The 16400-nt window shown below is 48.6% G+C and carries 20 protein-coding genes and 1 riboswitch; of the genes, 10 read left to right on the plus strand and 10 right to left on the minus strand.

Annotated features, from left to right (window positions below; genetic code table 11):
* Nucleotides 1-20 precede the first annotated feature (20 nt).
* From queE to MKX74_RS04895, 5 genes are all read right to left on the minus strand, one after another.
* Nucleotides 21-782 carry a 7-carboxy-7-deazaguanine synthase QueE gene (queE, locus tag MKX74_RS04870; protein ID WP_341177681.1) on the minus strand — a complete coding sequence of 254 codons (762 nt, stop codon included), beginning with the start codon at nt 780-782 and terminating at the stop codon, nt 21-23.
* Nucleotides 775-1266 (minus strand): 6-carboxytetrahydropterin synthase QueD, encoded by a 492-nt coding sequence (queD, locus tag MKX74_RS04875; RefSeq protein ID WP_341177682.1) that lies wholly within the window; start codon nt 1264-1266, stop codon nt 775-777. The genes queE and queD overlap by 8 nt, the downstream gene beginning before the upstream one ends.
* Nucleotides 1259-1954, minus strand: a complete 696-nt coding sequence (gene queC / locus MKX74_RS04880; RefSeq protein WP_018885111.1) for a 7-cyano-7-deazaguanine synthase QueC — start codon at nt 1952-1954, stop codon at nt 1259-1261. Before queC ends, queD begins: the two co-directional genes overlap by 8 nt.
* Before the next feature lie 130 nt (nt 1955-2084).
* A riboswitch (PreQ1 riboswitch) is annotated at nt 2085-2128 on the minus strand.
* 119 nt (nt 2129-2247) lie between these two features.
* On the minus strand, nt 2248-2952 hold the full coding sequence (locus tag MKX74_RS04890) for an AIM24 family protein (protein ID WP_341177684.1): 705 nt from the start codon (nt 2950-2952) through the stop codon (nt 2248-2250).
* 62 nt (nt 2953-3014) lie between these two features.
* Nucleotides 3015-3446: a hypothetical protein gene (locus MKX74_RS04895; protein WP_028591128.1), complete on the minus strand. Its 432-nt coding sequence runs from the start codon at nt 3444-3446 to the stop codon at nt 3015-3017.
* 233 nt (nt 3447-3679) lie between these two features.
* On the opposite strand from MKX74_RS04895, the gene MKX74_RS04900 reads away from it, so the two are divergent.
* The 3 genes from MKX74_RS04900 (at nt 3680) to MKX74_RS04910 (ending at nt 6092) form a co-directional block, all read left to right on the plus strand.
* Nucleotides 3680-3826 (plus strand): hypothetical protein, encoded by a 147-nt coding sequence (locus MKX74_RS04900; protein ID WP_341177685.1) that lies wholly within the window; start codon nt 3680-3682, stop codon nt 3824-3826.
* Nucleotides 3827-4274: 448 nt separating this feature from the next.
* Complete coding sequence (locus MKX74_RS04905; protein ID WP_341177686.1) at nt 4275-4976, plus strand: hypothetical protein; 702 nt, start codon at nt 4275-4277, stop codon at nt 4974-4976.
* 129 nt (nt 4977-5105) lie between these two features.
* Complete coding sequence (locus MKX74_RS04910) at nt 5106-6092, plus strand: helix-turn-helix transcriptional regulator (protein WP_018885106.1); 987 nt, start codon at nt 5106-5108, stop codon at nt 6090-6092.
* Between the two features lie 95 nt (nt 6093-6187).
* On the opposite strand, the gene MKX74_RS04915 is transcribed toward MKX74_RS04910, so the two are convergent.
* The 4 genes from MKX74_RS04915 to MKX74_RS04930 form a co-directional block, all read right to left on the minus strand.
* Nucleotides 6188-6862 carry a 3'-5' exonuclease gene (locus MKX74_RS04915; protein WP_018885105.1) on the minus strand — a complete coding sequence of 225 codons (675 nt, stop codon included), beginning with the start codon at nt 6860-6862 and terminating at the stop codon, nt 6188-6190.
* Nucleotides 6863-7118: 256 nt separating this feature from the next.
* Nucleotides 7119-8954, minus strand: a complete 1836-nt coding sequence (locus MKX74_RS04920) for a 5'-nucleotidase C-terminal domain-containing protein (RefSeq protein WP_341177687.1) — start codon at nt 8952-8954, stop codon at nt 7119-7121.
* Between the two features lie 239 nt (nt 8955-9193).
* Nucleotides 9194-9640, minus strand: a complete 447-nt coding sequence (locus MKX74_RS04925) for an ImmA/IrrE family metallo-endopeptidase (protein WP_018885103.1) — start codon at nt 9638-9640, stop codon at nt 9194-9196.
* Nucleotides 9641-9774: 134 nt separating this feature from the next.
* Nucleotides 9775-10206 (minus strand): helix-turn-helix domain-containing protein, encoded by a 432-nt coding sequence (locus tag MKX74_RS04930; RefSeq protein ID WP_341177688.1) that lies wholly within the window; start codon nt 10204-10206, stop codon nt 9775-9777.
* 466 nt (nt 10207-10672) lie between these two features.
* Here MKX74_RS04930 and MKX74_RS04935 point away from each other — a divergent pair, with 466 nt between their 5' ends.
* Nucleotides 10673-11146: an ArpU family phage packaging/lysis transcriptional regulator gene (locus tag MKX74_RS04935; RefSeq protein WP_341180514.1), complete on the plus strand. Its 474-nt coding sequence runs from the start codon at nt 10673-10675 to the stop codon at nt 11144-11146.
* Between the two features lie 664 nt (nt 11147-11810).
* Here MKX74_RS04935 and MKX74_RS04940 read toward each other — a convergent pair.
* The gene (locus MKX74_RS04940; RefSeq protein WP_341177689.1) at nt 11811-12017 is read right to left on the minus strand and encodes a hypothetical protein; all 207 of its coding nucleotides are present in this window, start codon (nt 12015-12017) and stop codon (nt 11811-11813) included.
* Nucleotides 12018-12268: 251 nt separating this feature from the next.
* Here MKX74_RS04940 and MKX74_RS04945 point away from each other — a divergent pair, with 251 nt between their 5' ends.
* The 6 genes from MKX74_RS04945 to MKX74_RS04970 all read left to right on the plus strand — a co-directional run bounded on the left by MKX74_RS04945 (nt 12269) and on the right by MKX74_RS04970 (nt 16392).
* Complete coding sequence (locus MKX74_RS04945) at nt 12269-13108, plus strand: hypothetical protein (protein WP_341177690.1); 840 nt, start codon at nt 12269-12271, stop codon at nt 13106-13108.
* A 10-nt stretch (nt 13109-13118) separates the two neighbouring features.
* Nucleotides 13119-13331, plus strand: a complete 213-nt coding sequence (locus tag MKX74_RS04950; protein WP_025676575.1) for a hypothetical protein — start codon at nt 13119-13121, stop codon at nt 13329-13331.
* Between the two features lies 1 nt (nt 13332).
* The gene (locus MKX74_RS04955) at nt 13333-14793 is read left to right on the plus strand and encodes a phage tail sheath family protein (protein ID WP_341177691.1); all 1461 of its coding nucleotides are present in this window, start codon (nt 13333-13335) and stop codon (nt 14791-14793) included.
* A gap of 356 nt (nt 14794-15149) precedes the next feature.
* Nucleotides 15150-15557 carry a phage tail tube protein gene (locus MKX74_RS04960; RefSeq protein WP_018885097.1) on the plus strand — a complete coding sequence of 136 codons (408 nt, stop codon included), beginning with the start codon at nt 15150-15152 and terminating at the stop codon, nt 15555-15557.
* A gap of 233 nt (nt 15558-15790) precedes the next feature.
* Nucleotides 15791-16225, plus strand: coding sequence for a phage tail assembly chaperone (locus tag MKX74_RS04965; RefSeq protein ID WP_025676572.1), 435 nt, complete (start codon nt 15791-15793; stop codon nt 16223-16225).
* Nucleotides 16226-16248: 23 nt separating this feature from the next.
* The gene (locus MKX74_RS04970; RefSeq protein ID WP_169445798.1) at nt 16249-16392 is read left to right on the plus strand and encodes a hypothetical protein; all 144 of its coding nucleotides are present in this window, start codon (nt 16249-16251) and stop codon (nt 16390-16392) included.
* Nucleotides 16393-16400 lie beyond the last annotated feature (8 nt).

The raw sequence follows: 16400 nt of genomic DNA on the forward strand, positions 1-16400 counted from the left end.
ATTGCGGCGCAAAATATGAATCAGACTCCTCGTTTATTGCCCCAGACCAGCGTATGAAGCTGAGGAAGTACTCTGACGTCATTCAACTCCGGGTCCTCCATGACCCGATCAATGAGCCACTCATAACGGGCCAGTAGCGACAAGGCCTGGTCTGTGATCGCTGGCGTGTGGACATCCGGATTACCTGTCTGGAGGAACAGAGGAGCATCCGGGTATCTTCTGTAGACCTCGCGAGCGTAGTCCAGATCCTGCTCGTCAAAAATAACAATCTTGATGCTGTATGACTTCGAACCAGGACGAGCTGCCAGACGTTGAACGAGTCCATCAAGAATGTCCCAATCCGTTGCCATTCCCGAGCTAGGCGGCTTGGGAGAGACCGTAACCTCATCAATGCTCAGCAGCCAATCCTGCCAGCGGGAGCCCTGAGTCTCCACTGCAGTCGCAATTCCATGCTCATGCAACAGCTCAATGAGGCCGGACAGCTGCGGAAGCAGAGCGGGATTGCCGCCTGAAATGGTAACGTGAGAGAAGCGATCGCCGCCGATGCTGTGTAGCTCCGTCCAGATTTCTTCAGGAGACAGCCGACGGATCTGATCCTTCGCACTGCCATCCCAAGTGAACGCCGAATCGCACCAGGAGCAACGATAATCACAGCCAGCGGTGCGGACGAACATGGTCTTGCGTCCGATGACCATGCCTTCGCCCTGTACGGTAGGCCCGAAGACCTCCAGTACAGGAATGGAAGCTGCCGTGCTTGTATTCATGGTGGCTATACTAGTCATTGAGCATCCACTCCCGTCTGACCTCCGCATAGCTCGTCGGTGTCTCGTACAGTCGCACGAATTCGGTACGTCCACCGCGAACGCGATCCCTGTATTCAGGTGAGGTAAGCGCGGTTTCCATTTGCTCGAACATCCAGACGACCATATTCTCTGCCGTTGTGTTCATCGGTGGCAATGTCTCATTAAGATAGCGATGGTCAAGATAGTCGTTAATATACTCCTGCCAGATGCTCTTGATATCGCCAAAATCAATGGTAAGGCCGACCTCGTTCGGATAGCCGCTAACGCCAAAGACTACCTTATAGGTATGACCGTGCAGGTTCTTACACTTGCCTTCGTAGGCGTGAAGATGATGGGCGGCATCGAAGGTGAATTCCTTGCTCACCAACACACGCTTGTTATGATAGCGGAGCTGATCGTGACGAATATCCTCTCCGAACTTTTGAAGTTGCTCAACGATCCGAAAAGGTCCTGGCTCACGCATGCGAAGCACCTCCGGCTGTGGAGTCCTTGGATGACTGGGCAAGCTCATTCCGATATTCATCCAATCCTGCCTTGCGCAGATGACACGCAGGACATTCGCCGCAGCCATCTCCAATGATGCCGTTGTAGCAGGTGAGCGTCCGGGTATGCACGAAGTCAAATGCACCCAGCTCGTCTGCGAGACGCCACGTCTCGGCTTTATTCAGCCACATCAGCGGCGTATGAATCACGAATTGATAATCCATGGACAGATTTAATGTTACGTTCAAGGATTTAATAAATACATCACGACAGTCCGGGTAGCCACTGAAGTCGGTTTCACATACGCCTGTAATGATGTGACGTGCACCTTTTTGCTTGGCCATGATCCCGGCAAAGGTCAGAAAGAGCATGTTGCGTCCATCTACGAATGTGCTGGGCAGCTCGCCCTCGGCTTGTGTGATCTCAATATCATCACGTGTCAGGGCATTCGGGGCCAGCTGATTTAGCAGGCTCATATCCAGCACCGTCTGCTTCACGCCAAGATCACGGGCAATGCCCGCAGCGACCTCAATCTCCAGCTTGTGGCGCTGGCCGTAATCGAAGGTAACGACCTCGACCTCTGCAAAGCGTTCAAGCGCCCAATACAGGCAGGTTGTGCTATCCTGTCCACCGCTGAATACAACGATGGCTTTCTCATTTTTAAGCATAAAAAAACCTCTCAATCTTCTTGGAATCTGCAAAGCAACGGCTTTGCCAAAGGAAGACGGAGAGTTTCATGAACTGGCATCCAACAAAAAACAGGCCTTGCCTCATCCAGAATTTTCACTGGGGGCCAAGCGCCAAATAGTTTTTTATAGAGGGAGTTCGCGAACCTCTCCCGTGACTATGCACGGAATATCTTCAATTATTGAACTGCTGCTTGATCTACTGCAACTGCACTGCGCGGGTGTTCTTAATTCAAAGAGCATAACCAGCACCGTAACATTATAGCATGTTAGAGCTATTTAATGAATACACTTCCGAAAGGAATAATTTCACGCAACACTCGTTTCATCAGTCCTTCATCCGCCAGATCCTGCTCCAGCCTGCGGCTATGCTGTCCGGCTTGAAACAGTACAGTTCCTTGTCCAGTCATCTTTAGATGATAGCTCATATGTTGACTGGCCAGATGATTGCCGTACACGGCCAGCTCCAGCTTGGCCTGCTCGGGATAAGCGATCACACTGCTCGCTTCGATGTACAGAGGCTTCTCGGGATCCAGAGCTTCCTGACAGACCATGCCGGGGGTCAGTAGACCAATCTCGCCGCTTCCATCAAATCTCATCTTGAGGACTTCCTTGGTGAAGAGCATATTCTTGACGTTAAGTAGCTTCGTTCTCATCCGGATGCCGTGCGTATAGTAGAACAGATAGCGAAAGTCGTACAGGAGGCTACTGCCATCCTCAATCGGCACCGTTGTGAAGGAGAAGCCTGGGGGCAGAGCCGCTGTGAAGCGGCATGGACCGCTGAAATCCGCCTGAATCAGCTTGCGCTTGCGGTACATGCCCTTGATATTCATCAGCTTGTCATGTCGTAAATGACTGGAGCCACGATATGCAATAATCTGCTGCGGATGAAGGACATGGACAAGATCATCTTCAACCAGATCAAAGGTCACGGCTGATCCTCCCAGATCGCTGAGCTCATTTTCATTGTGTATTTGCACCTTGTCACCTCGTTATCCTTGCTGCCTGTGATCCAATGACTACATTGGCATTGCAGAAATGATCAGTAGCTCTGTCCGGAGCGGAGCTTCATAACCAGACGTAATACGCGTATAAATAGGAAATAACCAGCGAATAGACCGACCGCGGTCCACAAAAGTATACGATTGCGATGTGAGGCAGCTTCCCGCTGCTGTTGCAGCTGGGTCAGCTCACTTACTGTAGCAGCCAGCTGCTGATTCTGTGTGGAGAGCTTGGCGTTCAGCTCCTGGTAGCTCTCAAGGCTCTGTTGGGCCTCCTCCAGCTGCGCTTTGGTCTCCTGGTAGCTGTCCTGAAGCTGCTGTACCTCTCCAGGCAAGCGGGAGAGCTGCTCCCAGCCATGGGTGACATCCTCCCAGTATCCAGCATGAGCTTGTCCACTCCACAGCCAGACTGCAACAGACATACTCAGAAGCATAAGCCATCGTGGAAGGAGACTGCGAAGTCTGAAAAGCATATAGGGTTCCTCCTCAGCTATAGTTGAATCAGGATTGGTTTAAGTGTACCCCAAACGGGGTATATGAATAAAGTTCAGAGCGACAGGGGGCAATACATCCATGTTGCTGCACTATTTGAGCCATACGAGCCATACTTCTATACTACGACACCATACGACCTTCAGTAGCACCCAGATCACTAAGAGCTGAAAAATTATTAGAACTATTTCACATAAAGAGGAGCTGGACGGATATGAAAAAGCAAGATGAAGCCTACAAAAAGATATGGATTACCGTGAATGGCAAGCCTTTGGGCAAGGAGCTTATGCTGGATAGTGTCACCTATGAGCTCATACAGACGGAGCTGGTTCATGAGAAGACGTCCCCGCCATCTGTGTAATGCTACAGCGTTCTTTTGGTTAAGCTGAGCTGAATAGCACAACTTCTTGAACGAGTTAATCTACAACCATTGTTACGATAGGCCACAGAGCAGGAAAAGCCACACGGCTTTCTAGATCCTGCACTGTGGCTTTTTGTCGTATATACCTCCTGCATATCTGTGATGTCCTACTGCGTAGAATGTCGCATGGAGGAATAGGGTCCGTGTTAGAATTCGTAATTACGCAAGCTTCTTGTTATTGATTTGTAGAATACAAGGGCATAGATAACTAAAATCAAAGGTTTTAATGTAAAAAACATCACAAAAAAAGGATTTTTTTAGGCTGAAATACACGCTTGACTAAAAATATGGGTATTTTCTTCCACGGAACTGATGTTCCCTGACAATATGATGACGATTCTTCCTGATAGGGTATAGATATATTTGCGTACAATAGGGGGAAATGTTCATGAGTAGCATGTTAGATGTTAGCTATACCTGGAGTAGAGAGGCTATGTCCGCTACTGGAAGGCATCAGGCTCATTTGCTGGTAGAGTGGGGGAAAGTCTATGGTCGCAGAAGACGTATCCATATGAGACCCAAAATGATAGGCTGTGATCTTCGAATGCACCTGATACCTGAACCAGGAACTCATTTTGGTAGAGTCTTAGGAACTAGAGTGGAAATGGATCTGAATGATCGCCCCGGAGAAGTCATAATACACTGTGGGAATTTGTATAGTGGCCAGAGCAGGCATGCTTTGCTAGACTTTCGAGTCGACCCGCATCCCTCCGGGAGGCATGCTGTATGTGCAGTAGAGTGGAGCTGGCGTAGACCTGGCAGTGACGAGCGCACCGCACTGCGTTCGGAAATGTTGTTTGTTCATTTTACGTTGCATACAGGTCTGATCATGGCCTCTCCTAACCCGAGAGTGCAGAAATTCATAATGTTCAATGAATCCTTCGAGATATTGAGAAAGGCACTGCGTCTATATGAAAGGGGGTCAGCTGTACAGGGAGGGGACATGCTGCGGAGACATGCAGATAGCTTGTTGATCCGGGCTACAAGACTAGGGGATTACGATTATTTGCGGGAAGCCGAGATTTTTTTGGATTTATATCGCTCATGGAACGAGACTTATGTAGTAAAAAAAGAAGTACTGGTTCAATAAGGAAATATTTCCCGCAAGCTCTAAATAGTCACAAAAACCATAGTTAACCTGCATTAAAATGAAAAATGTATGTCATTTATGAAAATGTTGGGCGAGTCTAATTTACTATGTTAAAGAGGAGGAAAGTCCTTGACTGATCGATTGATTCGGCTCATGCGCATCATTACCATTGTACAGGCGAACCCTGGCATTTTGGCAAGAGAACTCGCAGAGCGCTGTGAGACATCGGAGCGGACGATCTATCGGGATATGGAAGCGCTCAGTGCTATGCATATCCCCATCACCAATATGGGGCATGGTAAAGGATACATATTCATTAGCAATTTTGCCTTATACCCGCTGAATTGGACGGAACAAGAGGCAGCTGCTTTTTCCATGCTATCTATGGTGATGGATCGGGTGAAGCCTATGCTGCCGGATGGATTCGAAAGCGCCTATGAGAAGGTAATGGCATCAGCCCAGAAGAAGAAAGTAGAGCAGGCCAATGTTGCACAGCAGCTTACTAACATAATTCGCTTAGGTCAGCCTTCTAGCCGAGAAGATCAGCCTTATTCTCTTATGCCTATTATATTAGCCAGCCTGACCCAGCAAACGATAGAAGTAGATTATTATCCTGGCCAAGGAGTTGATGAGGGACTACAACGAATTGATCCCTATTGTCTCATTCCTCAGGAACGAAGGTTCTTCATGTTAGGTTATTGTCATTCTCAATCCAAGGTACGGACATTTCGGATCAGCCGATTCCGCAGTGTCCGAATACTCTCTCGTACGTTCCGCAAGGAAAGCTATGATGTAGAGCACTTTTTTCGTCATACATGGTCTGTACGCAAAGGTCAGGATCATACTCGATTTATCATTAAATTTGATCGTGAACTGGCGCAGACCATCAAAGCGGAGGAGCTATTCGTTAAGCCAATTCTGAAGGATCTACCTGATGGAAGTCTATTATTTGAGGTTACAGTGAATCGGGATAGCGATTTTTTACAATGGCTGTACAAGTTTGGACCTGGAGCTGAAATTCTTGAGCCCATCCACTATAGACAACGGTTAAGAGAAATGCTGAATATGTGGGGAACCATCTATGCCGAGCAGAAGGCAGAAGGAAGCGATTATTAAAACAGAGCTTCAACGAAAGCATAATTGCAGCACGGGAGAGAATGTTCGTCCTCTACTGGAAATAGGCTGACCATATTGCTAATCAGCCTGTGTGTTCAGGTCTTATCGCGAAACAGATTGGCAAGATTACCGAATGGATTGTAGCCCTCATCCTCGTCATCGCTGCTGGAATACACGACTTTTGAACTGATCGACTCCTCATTAGCCGCATTATTCGTCACGAGATTCAATTGATCGAAGTAACGAATGAATAGCTCGGCTGTATTCACGGCATCATCCAGTGCACTATGCTGACGCCCGTCGAAGACAATTCCGCAGCTTTCCAGCGCCTGGCCGAGGCTTAGCTGACGGTACTTCCCTGGTTCCCCTAGCACAGCCGAGATCTGTTTCTGGATATCGTTGGTATTGCAAATCCAGGACAGGTCTGTTCTATGCGTGCGACAGTGAGAAATAAGCTTCATCCGATCATCTGGTCCCCAAGCACACAAATAATAGCTGCCTGGTTCCCCCAGCCACGCTGCGAACTGGCTGGCGGCTTCACCAAATAAGGGCGCGGCATCAATCTGCTTCTGACCAATGCCAGTGAAGCGAATGGTGTCTGCAGATAATACGGGACGATTCGTAGGACGTACGAAGGTATGGAAGCGGTCCGAGATGACAAGCCTGTCGCCTTCCTGTGTGCACTTCACTGCGCCAATGTCTATGATTTCAGAAGAATAATTCGTATGGCGGCTGACGGTAAACTCCAGATCGTAGATTACGTATTGCATGGGCCAAGCTCCTTTTGCAAAAGAATCATAATAATATGCTGCATTTCTGGCAGCAGCTTGATTTATTAAGTATCTATCCTCAGGTATCACAGAGTCAATACGTTAGCTGGATATTTTTTTACATAGCAAAGGACCTCAGCTCCACGATCATGTGGAAGCTGAGGTCCTTGCTTCTTGCTGGAATTTGATGCATAAGTTCCTTGCGGATGCTGGTCCGTCAGACTAGCATTACTGAACTGTACTTGTCATCATGCCATTAGGATGCTGGCAGAATAATTTTTTGACCTGGATAGATCAGATTCGGATTACTCAGTTTGTTCAGCTTTTGCAGATTCCGCCAAGTTGTTCCGTACTTCTTGGAGATCGACGTCAATGTGTCTCCGGATTTAACGATATAGATCTCCTTATCCGTTGTCTGCGGAGCAGATGGCTTCGCAGGCTGTGGCTTAGGAGTGGCTACAGGCTCTGGTGTTGGCTGTGGAGCTGGAGTTGGAGCTGGTGCAGGAGCAGCAGGCTCTGGCGTCGGTTCTGGGCTAGGTACGGTCGTAGAAGCACCTACTGCAGAGATTCGACCATCTGCTTCAGCTGCAATGGTTCCTGGCTGTTGCATGTACCGGATCAAAGCCTCATCCAGCGAGCCATACATACCAGCTTGCGGATATTTCGTGAACATGCTGTATTGGTCTCCGCCAGCTGCAGTAAAGTCATTCGTAGCCAGCGTATACGTGGCAGCAGGGTCATAGGCTTCACCGCCTACCAAAAGGTCAACGACCCGATTACCCGCTGCTGCGGAAGTATCAATCTTGAAGGTCATGCCAGATACTTGCGGGAAGCCGCCGCTTGGTTCCGGGTAGGAAGCAACACCGTTCTCCAGAGCAGCTTTCAGGTCAGCACCAGTAACCTCAAGAGTTACCACTTGGTTACCGAATGGAAGCACCGTAATGATGTCTCCTTTGTTTACGTTGCCGGCCTTAATGGAAGCACGGATGCCGCCACCATTTGTCAAAGCTACATCAGCGCCACTCACGTCCTTGAGTGCATCGGCGATGAGATCACCAAGATTGGTCTCGCCTGCACGAACATGCTCACGCACGCCGTCCAGCTCTACAGTAGTCGTAGCGACCTGCTGTGCCAGAATAGGCTCTTGCTCTTTACGAATGGAATCAATGAGCGCAGCAACCTCTGTATTTGGAGCAATATCAGCCGCTTTGGTCTGATCGATCAATTGAGCCTTCTTGCTAACCACTTCGCCTTCATTGACCCAGAAATCAACGACTCCCAGGTATTTGGAATATTCCCCGGCGCTGGTAAGCAGCGTACCGTTATCGCTGACCAGGCCGTTCTCCAGCACGGTGTGGCTATGGCCATCAATAAAGATATCAATACCTGGAACTTCTTTGATCACCTTGAAGCTAGTATCCGTGCTAGAAGCATCCTGACCCAGATGTCCCATTACGACAATTACGTCTACGTCGTCACGAATTTCGTCCACGATCGCTTTAGCCTCAGCAGAAGGATCAGTGAATTCAATGCCTTCTACGTTCTTAGGGTTGGTCTTATAAGCCGTTTCAGGCGTAGTCAGTGCGATAAGCCCGACTTTGACGCCGTCTACTTCTTTAATGGTATAAGGCTCGAACAGGCGGGTTCCGTCTGTTTTCTTTACGTTTGCACTGAGCATAGGGAAATTCATCAGACCGGCCAGCTTTACGAGTTGAGTGGAACCATAGTTGAATTCATGGTTACCAGGAACCATCGCATCATAGCCCATTTTGTTCATTACGGTTGGAATGCTCTCGCCATTCACCAGCGTTGCAAAGGTTGTACCATGCACTGCATCACCGATATCCAGCAGCAGTGTGTTCGGGTTCTCCCCGCGATACTTGTCGATGATACCCGCCAGCTTGGCATACCCCATCTCGGGATCGTTTGCTACGACATGAGAGTGAACATCATTCGTATGCAGCAGTGTGATGTGCTTGCTGCCTTCAGGCACAGCGGTATCGGCTGCAGTATCAGCCATAGCCATTCCTGCAGTTCCGAAGAGCATAGTAGCAGACAATAGCACGGCAGAGAGCCTTCTCCATTGCTTCATGTAGATATAACCTCCTAATATGTTTTTGTATAGATTATAGAATCCGCTGAATCTGTAGGAATCGCAGGATTCTGTAACCGCAGGTAAGCAGCATGGGATGCGCTCCGCGTCCTCTTGGGCCAAGGCCTCCAAGGACATATTATGTAGTAGTTCTATCAGCCCAATATGATTCTATCAAAAAAAACGTAGAAAAACGTAAAAACTACGTAAAAATATATGCCATCAATCTAACAAACTGATTATTTGTTGATATCAGGAGAGTCCAGGCCCGTAGAGGGTGGCCAAAATACGGAGACCTCCTGGGGGAGACCAATTCTGGACATATACGTGTTCAGAGGCTCGTCTGGCAGAGGGGGATGCCCCTCACTGAGCAGTAGGATTGCAAAATGATTGGCCTGCCGCTCCCATTTTCCCGGCTGGAAATAAGAATGCTCTTCCAGAAAGAATCGACTAATTCCCTTGTGGAGTCGGTCATGGCCCAATTCGTGAGCACATACATAACGCTCCCATTCTGGGGTGAGATCGTTATGAATTACAATGAAGCGGCGGCGCAGCTTCCGAAAATACAGCCCTTTGGTCGTCTTGCCCAGATCCGAATAACGGATATGAATGCCAAGAGCAGAAGCAATATCAAAGGGACAATTGGTGCGGTGCTTGTGGATCAGTCTGCGAATCAGTTCATTCAAGGGCACTCACCTGCCATCCATTTTGTTGATGAGCATTTTACAGGCGCTTCGCATACAACTGTCATGCTGTAAAATGCGAGTATGTAATAACTTGAAGCTCGTCCATAAGTCCATTTCATGAATCGGTTGAAATATTACCCTGAGCCTGGAGGCTTGCGCTTATTCATCTGCTTGGCTTCCCAGAACAGCCCTGTCAATACATCCTTGATTCTTTGTTTGTCCTCGTCATCCAAGGGGATTCCATCGAACATTAGCTCACCATCCTCTTCCAGCATTTTTTTGAAATCACGCTTGTCCTTGGATGTAGCCCATTCCGGGACGACACGTTCCGTTACGGAAAACTCCTGCTCCAGATAACCAGCCTTGCTCATCAGTTCCTCATAGGGTACGGCAAGGGCATCCGCAATCTTACGAATCGTCGCGGGCTTAGGTACACCGCGAAGACCGTTCTCAATCCTTGATATCTGGGAATTACTTATGCCTGCAACGTCTGCCAATTGATTGATACTGATTTTCTTCTGTTCACGCAGTTGTCGTAAATAGGTTCCGAAATGAGACTCTTGCACGGTACGGCCACTCCTTTTTGTCCAATCATCCTGTGCTCTGATCCAAGCCTGTGTCGTGTCATGACGTATTCGTAGGACTGTATATATAGTAGATAGTTATTATGACGAGGCCTGAACCATGCAACTCTTGATTGGTAATGGTTACCTATCTACTATATAACCATGTTGCCTTAAGGTAAAGAGATAATGAGAGATATATGCCAAAAGGTATAGAAAATTAGAGCCACAGGTCGATTAGTGCTCGAATTTCACGAAAAATGACAGTTGGTGAGTACATCATAAAGTGGTATATTATCCCTACAAAGCGAACAAAAACACGAACAAATTGTGAACAAAAGCTGATGATAGATTAAAAGCTGACAACTATTGAAGCCTGATGCGACCTGCTTATCCTACTCCTGCCGGGATGAGTAAGACCATTGGACACATACTATTGCCAAAAGGCAAAGAAGGAGCGAATGCAATGATGAATGACATGCTGCCAGAGCTGGATCGACGTGCAACACAAGCTGCACTTGAAGGACTATTTGAGAAATACAGGATCTATAAGACCATAACCTTCATGGACAAAGAAACCTCTGTTACAGCCAGCTATACAGATCGTCCGCATGGTCCGACGAACAAAACCTCGGACGCTACCGCTTCAACTGCTATTCACAACGTGCACGCCGCCGCCGCGCGGGCAGCCTATTGCAGCATGATTGATACGGTGGTCGCCCGTCTGAGCGATCGTGAACGGCTGTTGATCCAGGAGCGTTACCTGAAGCAGGATGATGTCTTTGATTATAAAATCTACAATCACGTATTCGATCCTCCAGTGAGCAAGGATACGTATAGCAAAATCAGAACACGTGCCTTCTACAAGCTAGCACTGGCCCTGGCTGACAGGGGGCTGATTCGCCTGGAGCAGCTGCGCAAGAAAACAGTCTCAAAGGCTTAGAATAAGCAGAGCTGCATATGATGTATTATACCACAAACAAGAACGTTTGTTCCTATTTTTGTGTGACGAATTCACGTTAACTTTGATGTAAGTGAAGTGGAGATTCAACTCCAGCTCGCTTTGGCATAGGCTTCAGATCAGAGAAGAGTTGACCGCATTCAAGCACCCTTGGATTTATGCAAGAAGACATTTACAAGATGAAATATGTAGTTGGGATGTAGTAGTTAATATTCAGGAGCGCTATTATGTTGAGTCTTTACGTGGACTTATTGTACAAGAGATTAATTTATACAAGATTAATATATAAAAGATAATTACAAAAGATTAATATACAAAGAATTAATATATAGAAGATGATTGTGAGTACTATATAGATTATAGAAGCTTAATAGTATAGAAAATTAGAAGATTAACATAGAGGATTAATATAGAAGATTAATATAGAAGATTAATGTAGAAGATTAATGTAGAAGATTAACGTTGAAGATTGATATTGAAGGACAGTAATAAGTATTGCTTGGAAGCTACTATATAGAACTACTTTATAATAGGTACGGTATAGAAGATTATTGAAGAGGGTTTCCTTTTACTGGAATCTCCTCTTTTTTTGTTCTGAAAAAATGAGAACATGAGCTTAACCCGAGTTGTGGATTATCCCGTAATATCAGGGTTTTAGGCCCTGAATGAAGAGGAAATCTGATTCGAAATAAAACAGGAACATAAGTTCGTCTTTTTCTCTTCTATAATCATGCTTATCTACGTCATCACAGCCGGAAAAAGGCTGTAAGATGTTAATATCGGGAATGAGGACAAGAGAAACGGATATCGCCTGCACAAGGCTGGTATCCGTTTCTTTATGGACTGCTTTCATCTAGGTCAAGGCACACTTGGTGACAGTGACGATGATGTTATTTCTGTGGCTCTTTCACAGCTGCAGGTCATCTGAAATGTCAGCGTCATGGATGAAGCAGCAGCCATATCTGTGAACATCACGCCATCATGATCGACTGTCAGGATATGGCTTAAGCTGGTGGTGCCAGTGGTCAATAGAGACAGGGATGTGACTCACAGTTTGTGTTTATTTCTGTACATTTAGCAATGAGAAAGGAGGGCTATAGCTGCATGAGAGAAGCTTTGAAGGCGAGGATCATCGAACTGATCCCCCAATTAGCAGGCCGGGTGTACGACCTGCAATCGGTTCCTGACCCGCCTCCGGATACTTATGCGGAGCTGTCCTTCGGGGAAGCGGTATGGAAATCGGCGTGGGCTGGCTATCGACAAATTGTATGCATCCAGCTACACAGTCTCGCTACCCAGGCTTCAGAACGCGATGCCTGGGCACAGCTCCTGATGGAAGGTCTGCATAGACAGCCTCTGGACGATACGGACAGCAGCTCGGTAACGCTGCACTATGCTGGTAGTCGCGGGGCTGAGAGTGTGTCAGATACGAGGGAGCGGATCGTGCGGACCTTGCGGTTCGCTCTGTATGTGCCTGAGGCTGAAGTCGTAGACGTCGGAGCGACGGAGGATGCTTGGCTAGCGGCTTTGAAGGACTGGACCGCATCGCAGTTGGATGATACATGGCGGGTATACGGTGATGCCTGGCCTGAGGCTATTGGCTCCCGTGCCATCCTGTGGCGCATGACGGGCAGTGAGACACGAATCCCTAGTGCGTCCATGTATGAAGTCCGCAAAACGTTCACGGGTCATGTCTGGGCATCCCATCAGCGCCTGGAACAAGCTACAGCTTCGCTCCTAATGGAAGCGATTAGTGGGGCTTTGCAGCTTCCGCTGGATGCTGACACGCGGCGGTATATGTCCGCGCAGGAGATTCGTGCAGATTGGCAGACGGATTCTTTCCTGAACGGACAGATTAGCCTTACGCTGGCCCAGCGGCGAATGCGTCCAGCAGAGGAAGCGGCGTTGATTCGCAGGCTATATGTACATCCGAATTTGAAATGAGGTGCTTGATATGGTGTTCAAGAAGAAGACACAGAAGCTAGACCCACAGTCGGTCACAGACCCACGCTACACATTGAATGAACTGAAGGCCAAATCCGAGGTCTTGTTCGGTGTAAAGCCGGAGGTGCTGGCAGGAGCTTGTTATGGAACTGAGGATCAACTGCTATCCGTGGAGGAAGCAGGCACAAAAATTACAAAATTTATGAAAGCGAAGGTGGAGTAATATGGCAGGCGGAACTTGGGAGAACACGAATAAACCGGTATTGCCCGGATTGTATATGAATTTTCAGGCGGCGGCAGCATCCGCAATTCAAGGCGGCTCGCGCGGTACCGTCATTGTACCAGTCAAGGCCAATTGGGGTCCTGTAGGTACATTTGTGGAGATTGGCAGCGAGACGGCTATTGAGCAGATGTTCTCTGGTGGCACAGAGGATGGGGCTACTGCGTATTCCACTCTTTATCTAGCTCTGTTGGGTGGTCCGAGAAAGCTGCTCGCATACCGACTGGCAGACGATACCGCTGCGAAAGCTGCAGTGAAGCTGAAGAATGATGATGCAGAGGATGTACTCGAACTGACGGCGCTTTATTCCGGTTCACGCGGCAATCGCTTCACAGTAACGGTACAACCCACCATTGACAATAATGCAGTCAAAGAAGTGCTGCTCTTTGAGGGCACGAAGCTGCTGAAGACGTTCACGGCGGAGAGTGCTACGGTCGAGGCTATTGCTGCAGCTATTAATGAAGATAGCGAGAACAAATGGGTGACCGCGAAGGCGCTTGCCGCAGCAGAGGATCTGGCGAATATTACTGGTGCTGGTCTTACCGGGGGCATCAGCGGCAACAGCCAGTTGACCAACGCCGATTATATTGCGATGCAGGAAGCACTGGAAGGCGAGGACTTCAACGTGCTTGCCTTGGATTATGCGGCTGATATGGCTCTGCTGCAAAGCTTCGCGGCTTGGGTTAAGCGTGTGCGCAACCAAGGTAAAGGAGTCGTGGCGGTATTCGGTGGCTCCGCAGCTGAGGATGTATCTGCTAATGCGGTACAGGCAGCTTCTGCACGTTCCCTCGCACTGAACCATGAGGGCATCATCAATGTCGGCACAGGTGTGCGTCTGGCTGGAGTGGAGTACAGCTCTGCACAGACAGCGGCTTATGTGGCTGGTCTGATCGCAGGTCAACGTCTGAACCAATCTACGACGTATGCGGTGACACCATTCGAGGATGTGACACGCCGTTGGACTCGCCCAGAGCAGGAGCAGGCCGTTCGCAACGGGGTATTCCTGTTATTCCATGATGGGCGTCAGGTGAAGGCACTGCGCGGGATTAACAGTCTTGTCACGCCAGCAGCTGGTCAGAATAATGCTTGGAAGAAGATCCGTTCCATCCGCGTCATGGATGCGATCAATGCCGATCTGCAACGTGCAGCTGAGGAGACCTATATCGGAAAGGTCAACAACACAGAGGAAGGTCGTCTGGCACTGATCGGTGCTGTGAAGGAATATTTGGCACAGCTGGCACTCAGCAGTGTTATTGAAGCATCGGGCTACGATGTAATTCTGGACCCGGCCTACTACGGGCCATCTCCAGTCGTTACGCCAGAAGCGGATCAGGTGTTCCTGCAATGGAACGTCAAGCTGACCGATGTCATGGAGCAGCTATTCGGCACATTCTACGTGCAATAAGCCGCGAAGTACAGATGCCATAGCTTACGTATGCATGCTGTAATGCTGCTGTAATGCACATGAGGTACGTCATGATGCATCACATGCAGCTACATACAACCCATGCAGCATGAAGGTTGCGCATATGTAGGAGTGGCTATCATCCTATGGAACAATAGTGTACGGGTGCATGACAATGAGTCTTCATAATCATCATAGCTTCACACATGCAGCCCGCTGAGTAAAGCCCTCAGCAGAGCTTGATTTGGCGGGCTGTGTCTCATTTGACAGACTGTATCTACTTTAAAGGACTGTGTCTAGTTCAAATTCATAATTACACCATCCAAGGATGGTCCAATCACAAGGAGGAATATGCAATGTTGGATGCTTCAAGAGTAATTTTGGGAACGTATGGTCAGGCGTATATTGATGGGGTATGGCAGACGCATATTAACAAGCTGGAAGCCAGCGTGGAGATGGAGAAGCGTGAGCTGAATCTGGTCGGCAACGACTGGAAAGTGCACAAGAATGGCATCAAGAAAGGTACAGGCACGATGAGCGGCTACAAGGTTACTTCAGATATGATTCAGCGTGGCTTCAGCAAGTTCGATATCATTTCCAAGCTGGATGATCCCGAAGCGTTCGGACATGAGCGTGTGCGCCTCATCCGCTGCTCCCCGGACAAAATCCAGCTAGCTAACTGGACGGCCGGTGAAGAGGTGCAGGAGGAGACAACCTTCACCTTCGAAGGCTATGAGCTGCTGGACCCGATCGTTGCCAACTAATTGAGCTGGAAATAGCCCAATAAAATTAACATATGAAATCCGGGAAGCAGCTATGTGAGCTGTAGCTCCCGGATTCTTTGGTTTTCTTAAGAGAATCGAATTTATTAGTTTTCAGCAGAGCTGAGCAGTTCGATTATCGCAAGAAAAACACCCAGTTAACGCGGTCTGTCTACGGTGAAAGTACGATGATAGACCTATTTCTAATATCTGAACGATGAAAAGGAGATAGATTCATGAGCCTATACGAGAATATGACGGAAGAACAAATTTTGGACAGCCTGTTTGAGGCGACGGAGAAGCTGCCTGAGGAGACGGTGCATATTCGTCGTCTGGATATGCAGCTGGTGCTGCGCGGGCTGACCTCCAGCAAGGTGGATAGCATTCGTGAGCGCTGCACGGTTCGCCGCACGGTCAAGGGCCAGGTGGATGAGAAGGTGGATACGGAGATTTTCAACGCTCTGCTGATCTCGGAAGCCACAGCCAAGCTGGAAGTCAAGGGACTATCACTGAGCGGCTGGGGCGACCCACGCATTACGAGCCGTCTCAAGCTGTCGGGTGGCGAACAGGCTGTACGCCGCATGCTGCTGGCTGGTGAGCTGGATGCCGTCGGCGACAAGGTGCTTGAGCTGTCCGGATTTGGCGTGGAGATTAGCGACCTAAAAAACTAATCGGCTCCGGGGGAATGACGACGATGCTGTATCACTTATGGGTCCGGCATCACCTCCGCCCCGGAGATTTCTGGAGATTGCCTCGCGGCGAGCGCTTGCTGCTGCTGGCTTTTTCGGAAGAGGAACTGGATCGTGATATCAATGCAGCAAATCTGGCAGGGAGGTGATCATACAC

The organism is Paenibacillus sp. FSL K6-1230 (assembly GCF_038002385.1).
GTDB classification, from domain to species: Bacteria; Bacillota; Bacilli; order Paenibacillales; family Paenibacillaceae; genus Paenibacillus; species Paenibacillus massiliensis.

Coding starts and splice junctions, on each gene's coding strand:
- queE (WP_341177681.1), bottom strand. CDS start 782: ATGACTAGTATAGCCACCATGAATACAAGCACGGCAGCTTCCATTCCT.
- queD (WP_341177682.1), bottom strand. CDS start 1,266: ATGCGTGAGCCAGGACCTTTTCGGATCGTTGAGCAACTTCAAAAGTTC.
- queC (WP_018885111.1), bottom strand. CDS start 1,954: ATGCTTAAAAATGAGAAAGCCATCGTTGTATTCAGCGGTGGACAGGAT.
- MKX74_RS04895 (WP_028591128.1), bottom strand. CDS start 3,446: ATGCTTTTCAGACTTCGCAGTCTCCTTCCACGATGGCTTATGCTTCTG.
- MKX74_RS04900 (WP_341177685.1), top strand. CDS start 3,680: ATGAAAAAGCAAGATGAAGCCTACAAAAAGATATGGATTACCGTGAAT.
- MKX74_RS04905 (WP_341177686.1), top strand. CDS start 4,275: ATGAGTAGCATGTTAGATGTTAGCTATACCTGGAGTAGAGAGGCTATG.
- MKX74_RS04915 (WP_018885105.1), bottom strand. CDS start 6,862: ATGCAATACGTAATCTACGATCTGGAGTTTACCGTCAGCCGCCATACG.
- MKX74_RS04920 (WP_341177687.1), bottom strand. CDS start 8,954: ATGAAGCAATGGAGAAGGCTCTCTGCCGTGCTATTGTCTGCTACTATG.
- MKX74_RS04935 (WP_341180514.1), top strand. CDS start 10,673: ATGAATGACATGCTGCCAGAGCTGGATCGACGTGCAACACAAGCTGCA.
- MKX74_RS04940 (WP_341177689.1), bottom strand. CDS start 12,017: ATGAAAGCAGTCCATAAAGAAACGGATACCAGCCTTGTGCAGGCGATA.
- MKX74_RS04945 (WP_341177690.1), top strand. CDS start 12,269: ATGAGAGAAGCTTTGAAGGCGAGGATCATCGAACTGATCCCCCAATTA.
- MKX74_RS04950 (WP_025676575.1), top strand. CDS start 13,119: ATGGTGTTCAAGAAGAAGACACAGAAGCTAGACCCACAGTCGGTCACA.
- MKX74_RS04955 (WP_341177691.1), top strand. CDS start 13,333: ATGGCAGGCGGAACTTGGGAGAACACGAATAAACCGGTATTGCCCGGA.
- MKX74_RS04960 (WP_018885097.1), top strand. CDS start 15,150: ATGTTGGATGCTTCAAGAGTAATTTTGGGAACGTATGGTCAGGCGTAT.
- MKX74_RS04965 (WP_025676572.1), top strand. CDS start 15,791: ATGAGCCTATACGAGAATATGACGGAAGAACAAATTTTGGACAGCCTG.
- MKX74_RS04970 (WP_169445798.1), top strand. CDS start 16,249: ATGCTGTATCACTTATGGGTCCGGCATCACCTCCGCCCCGGAGATTTC.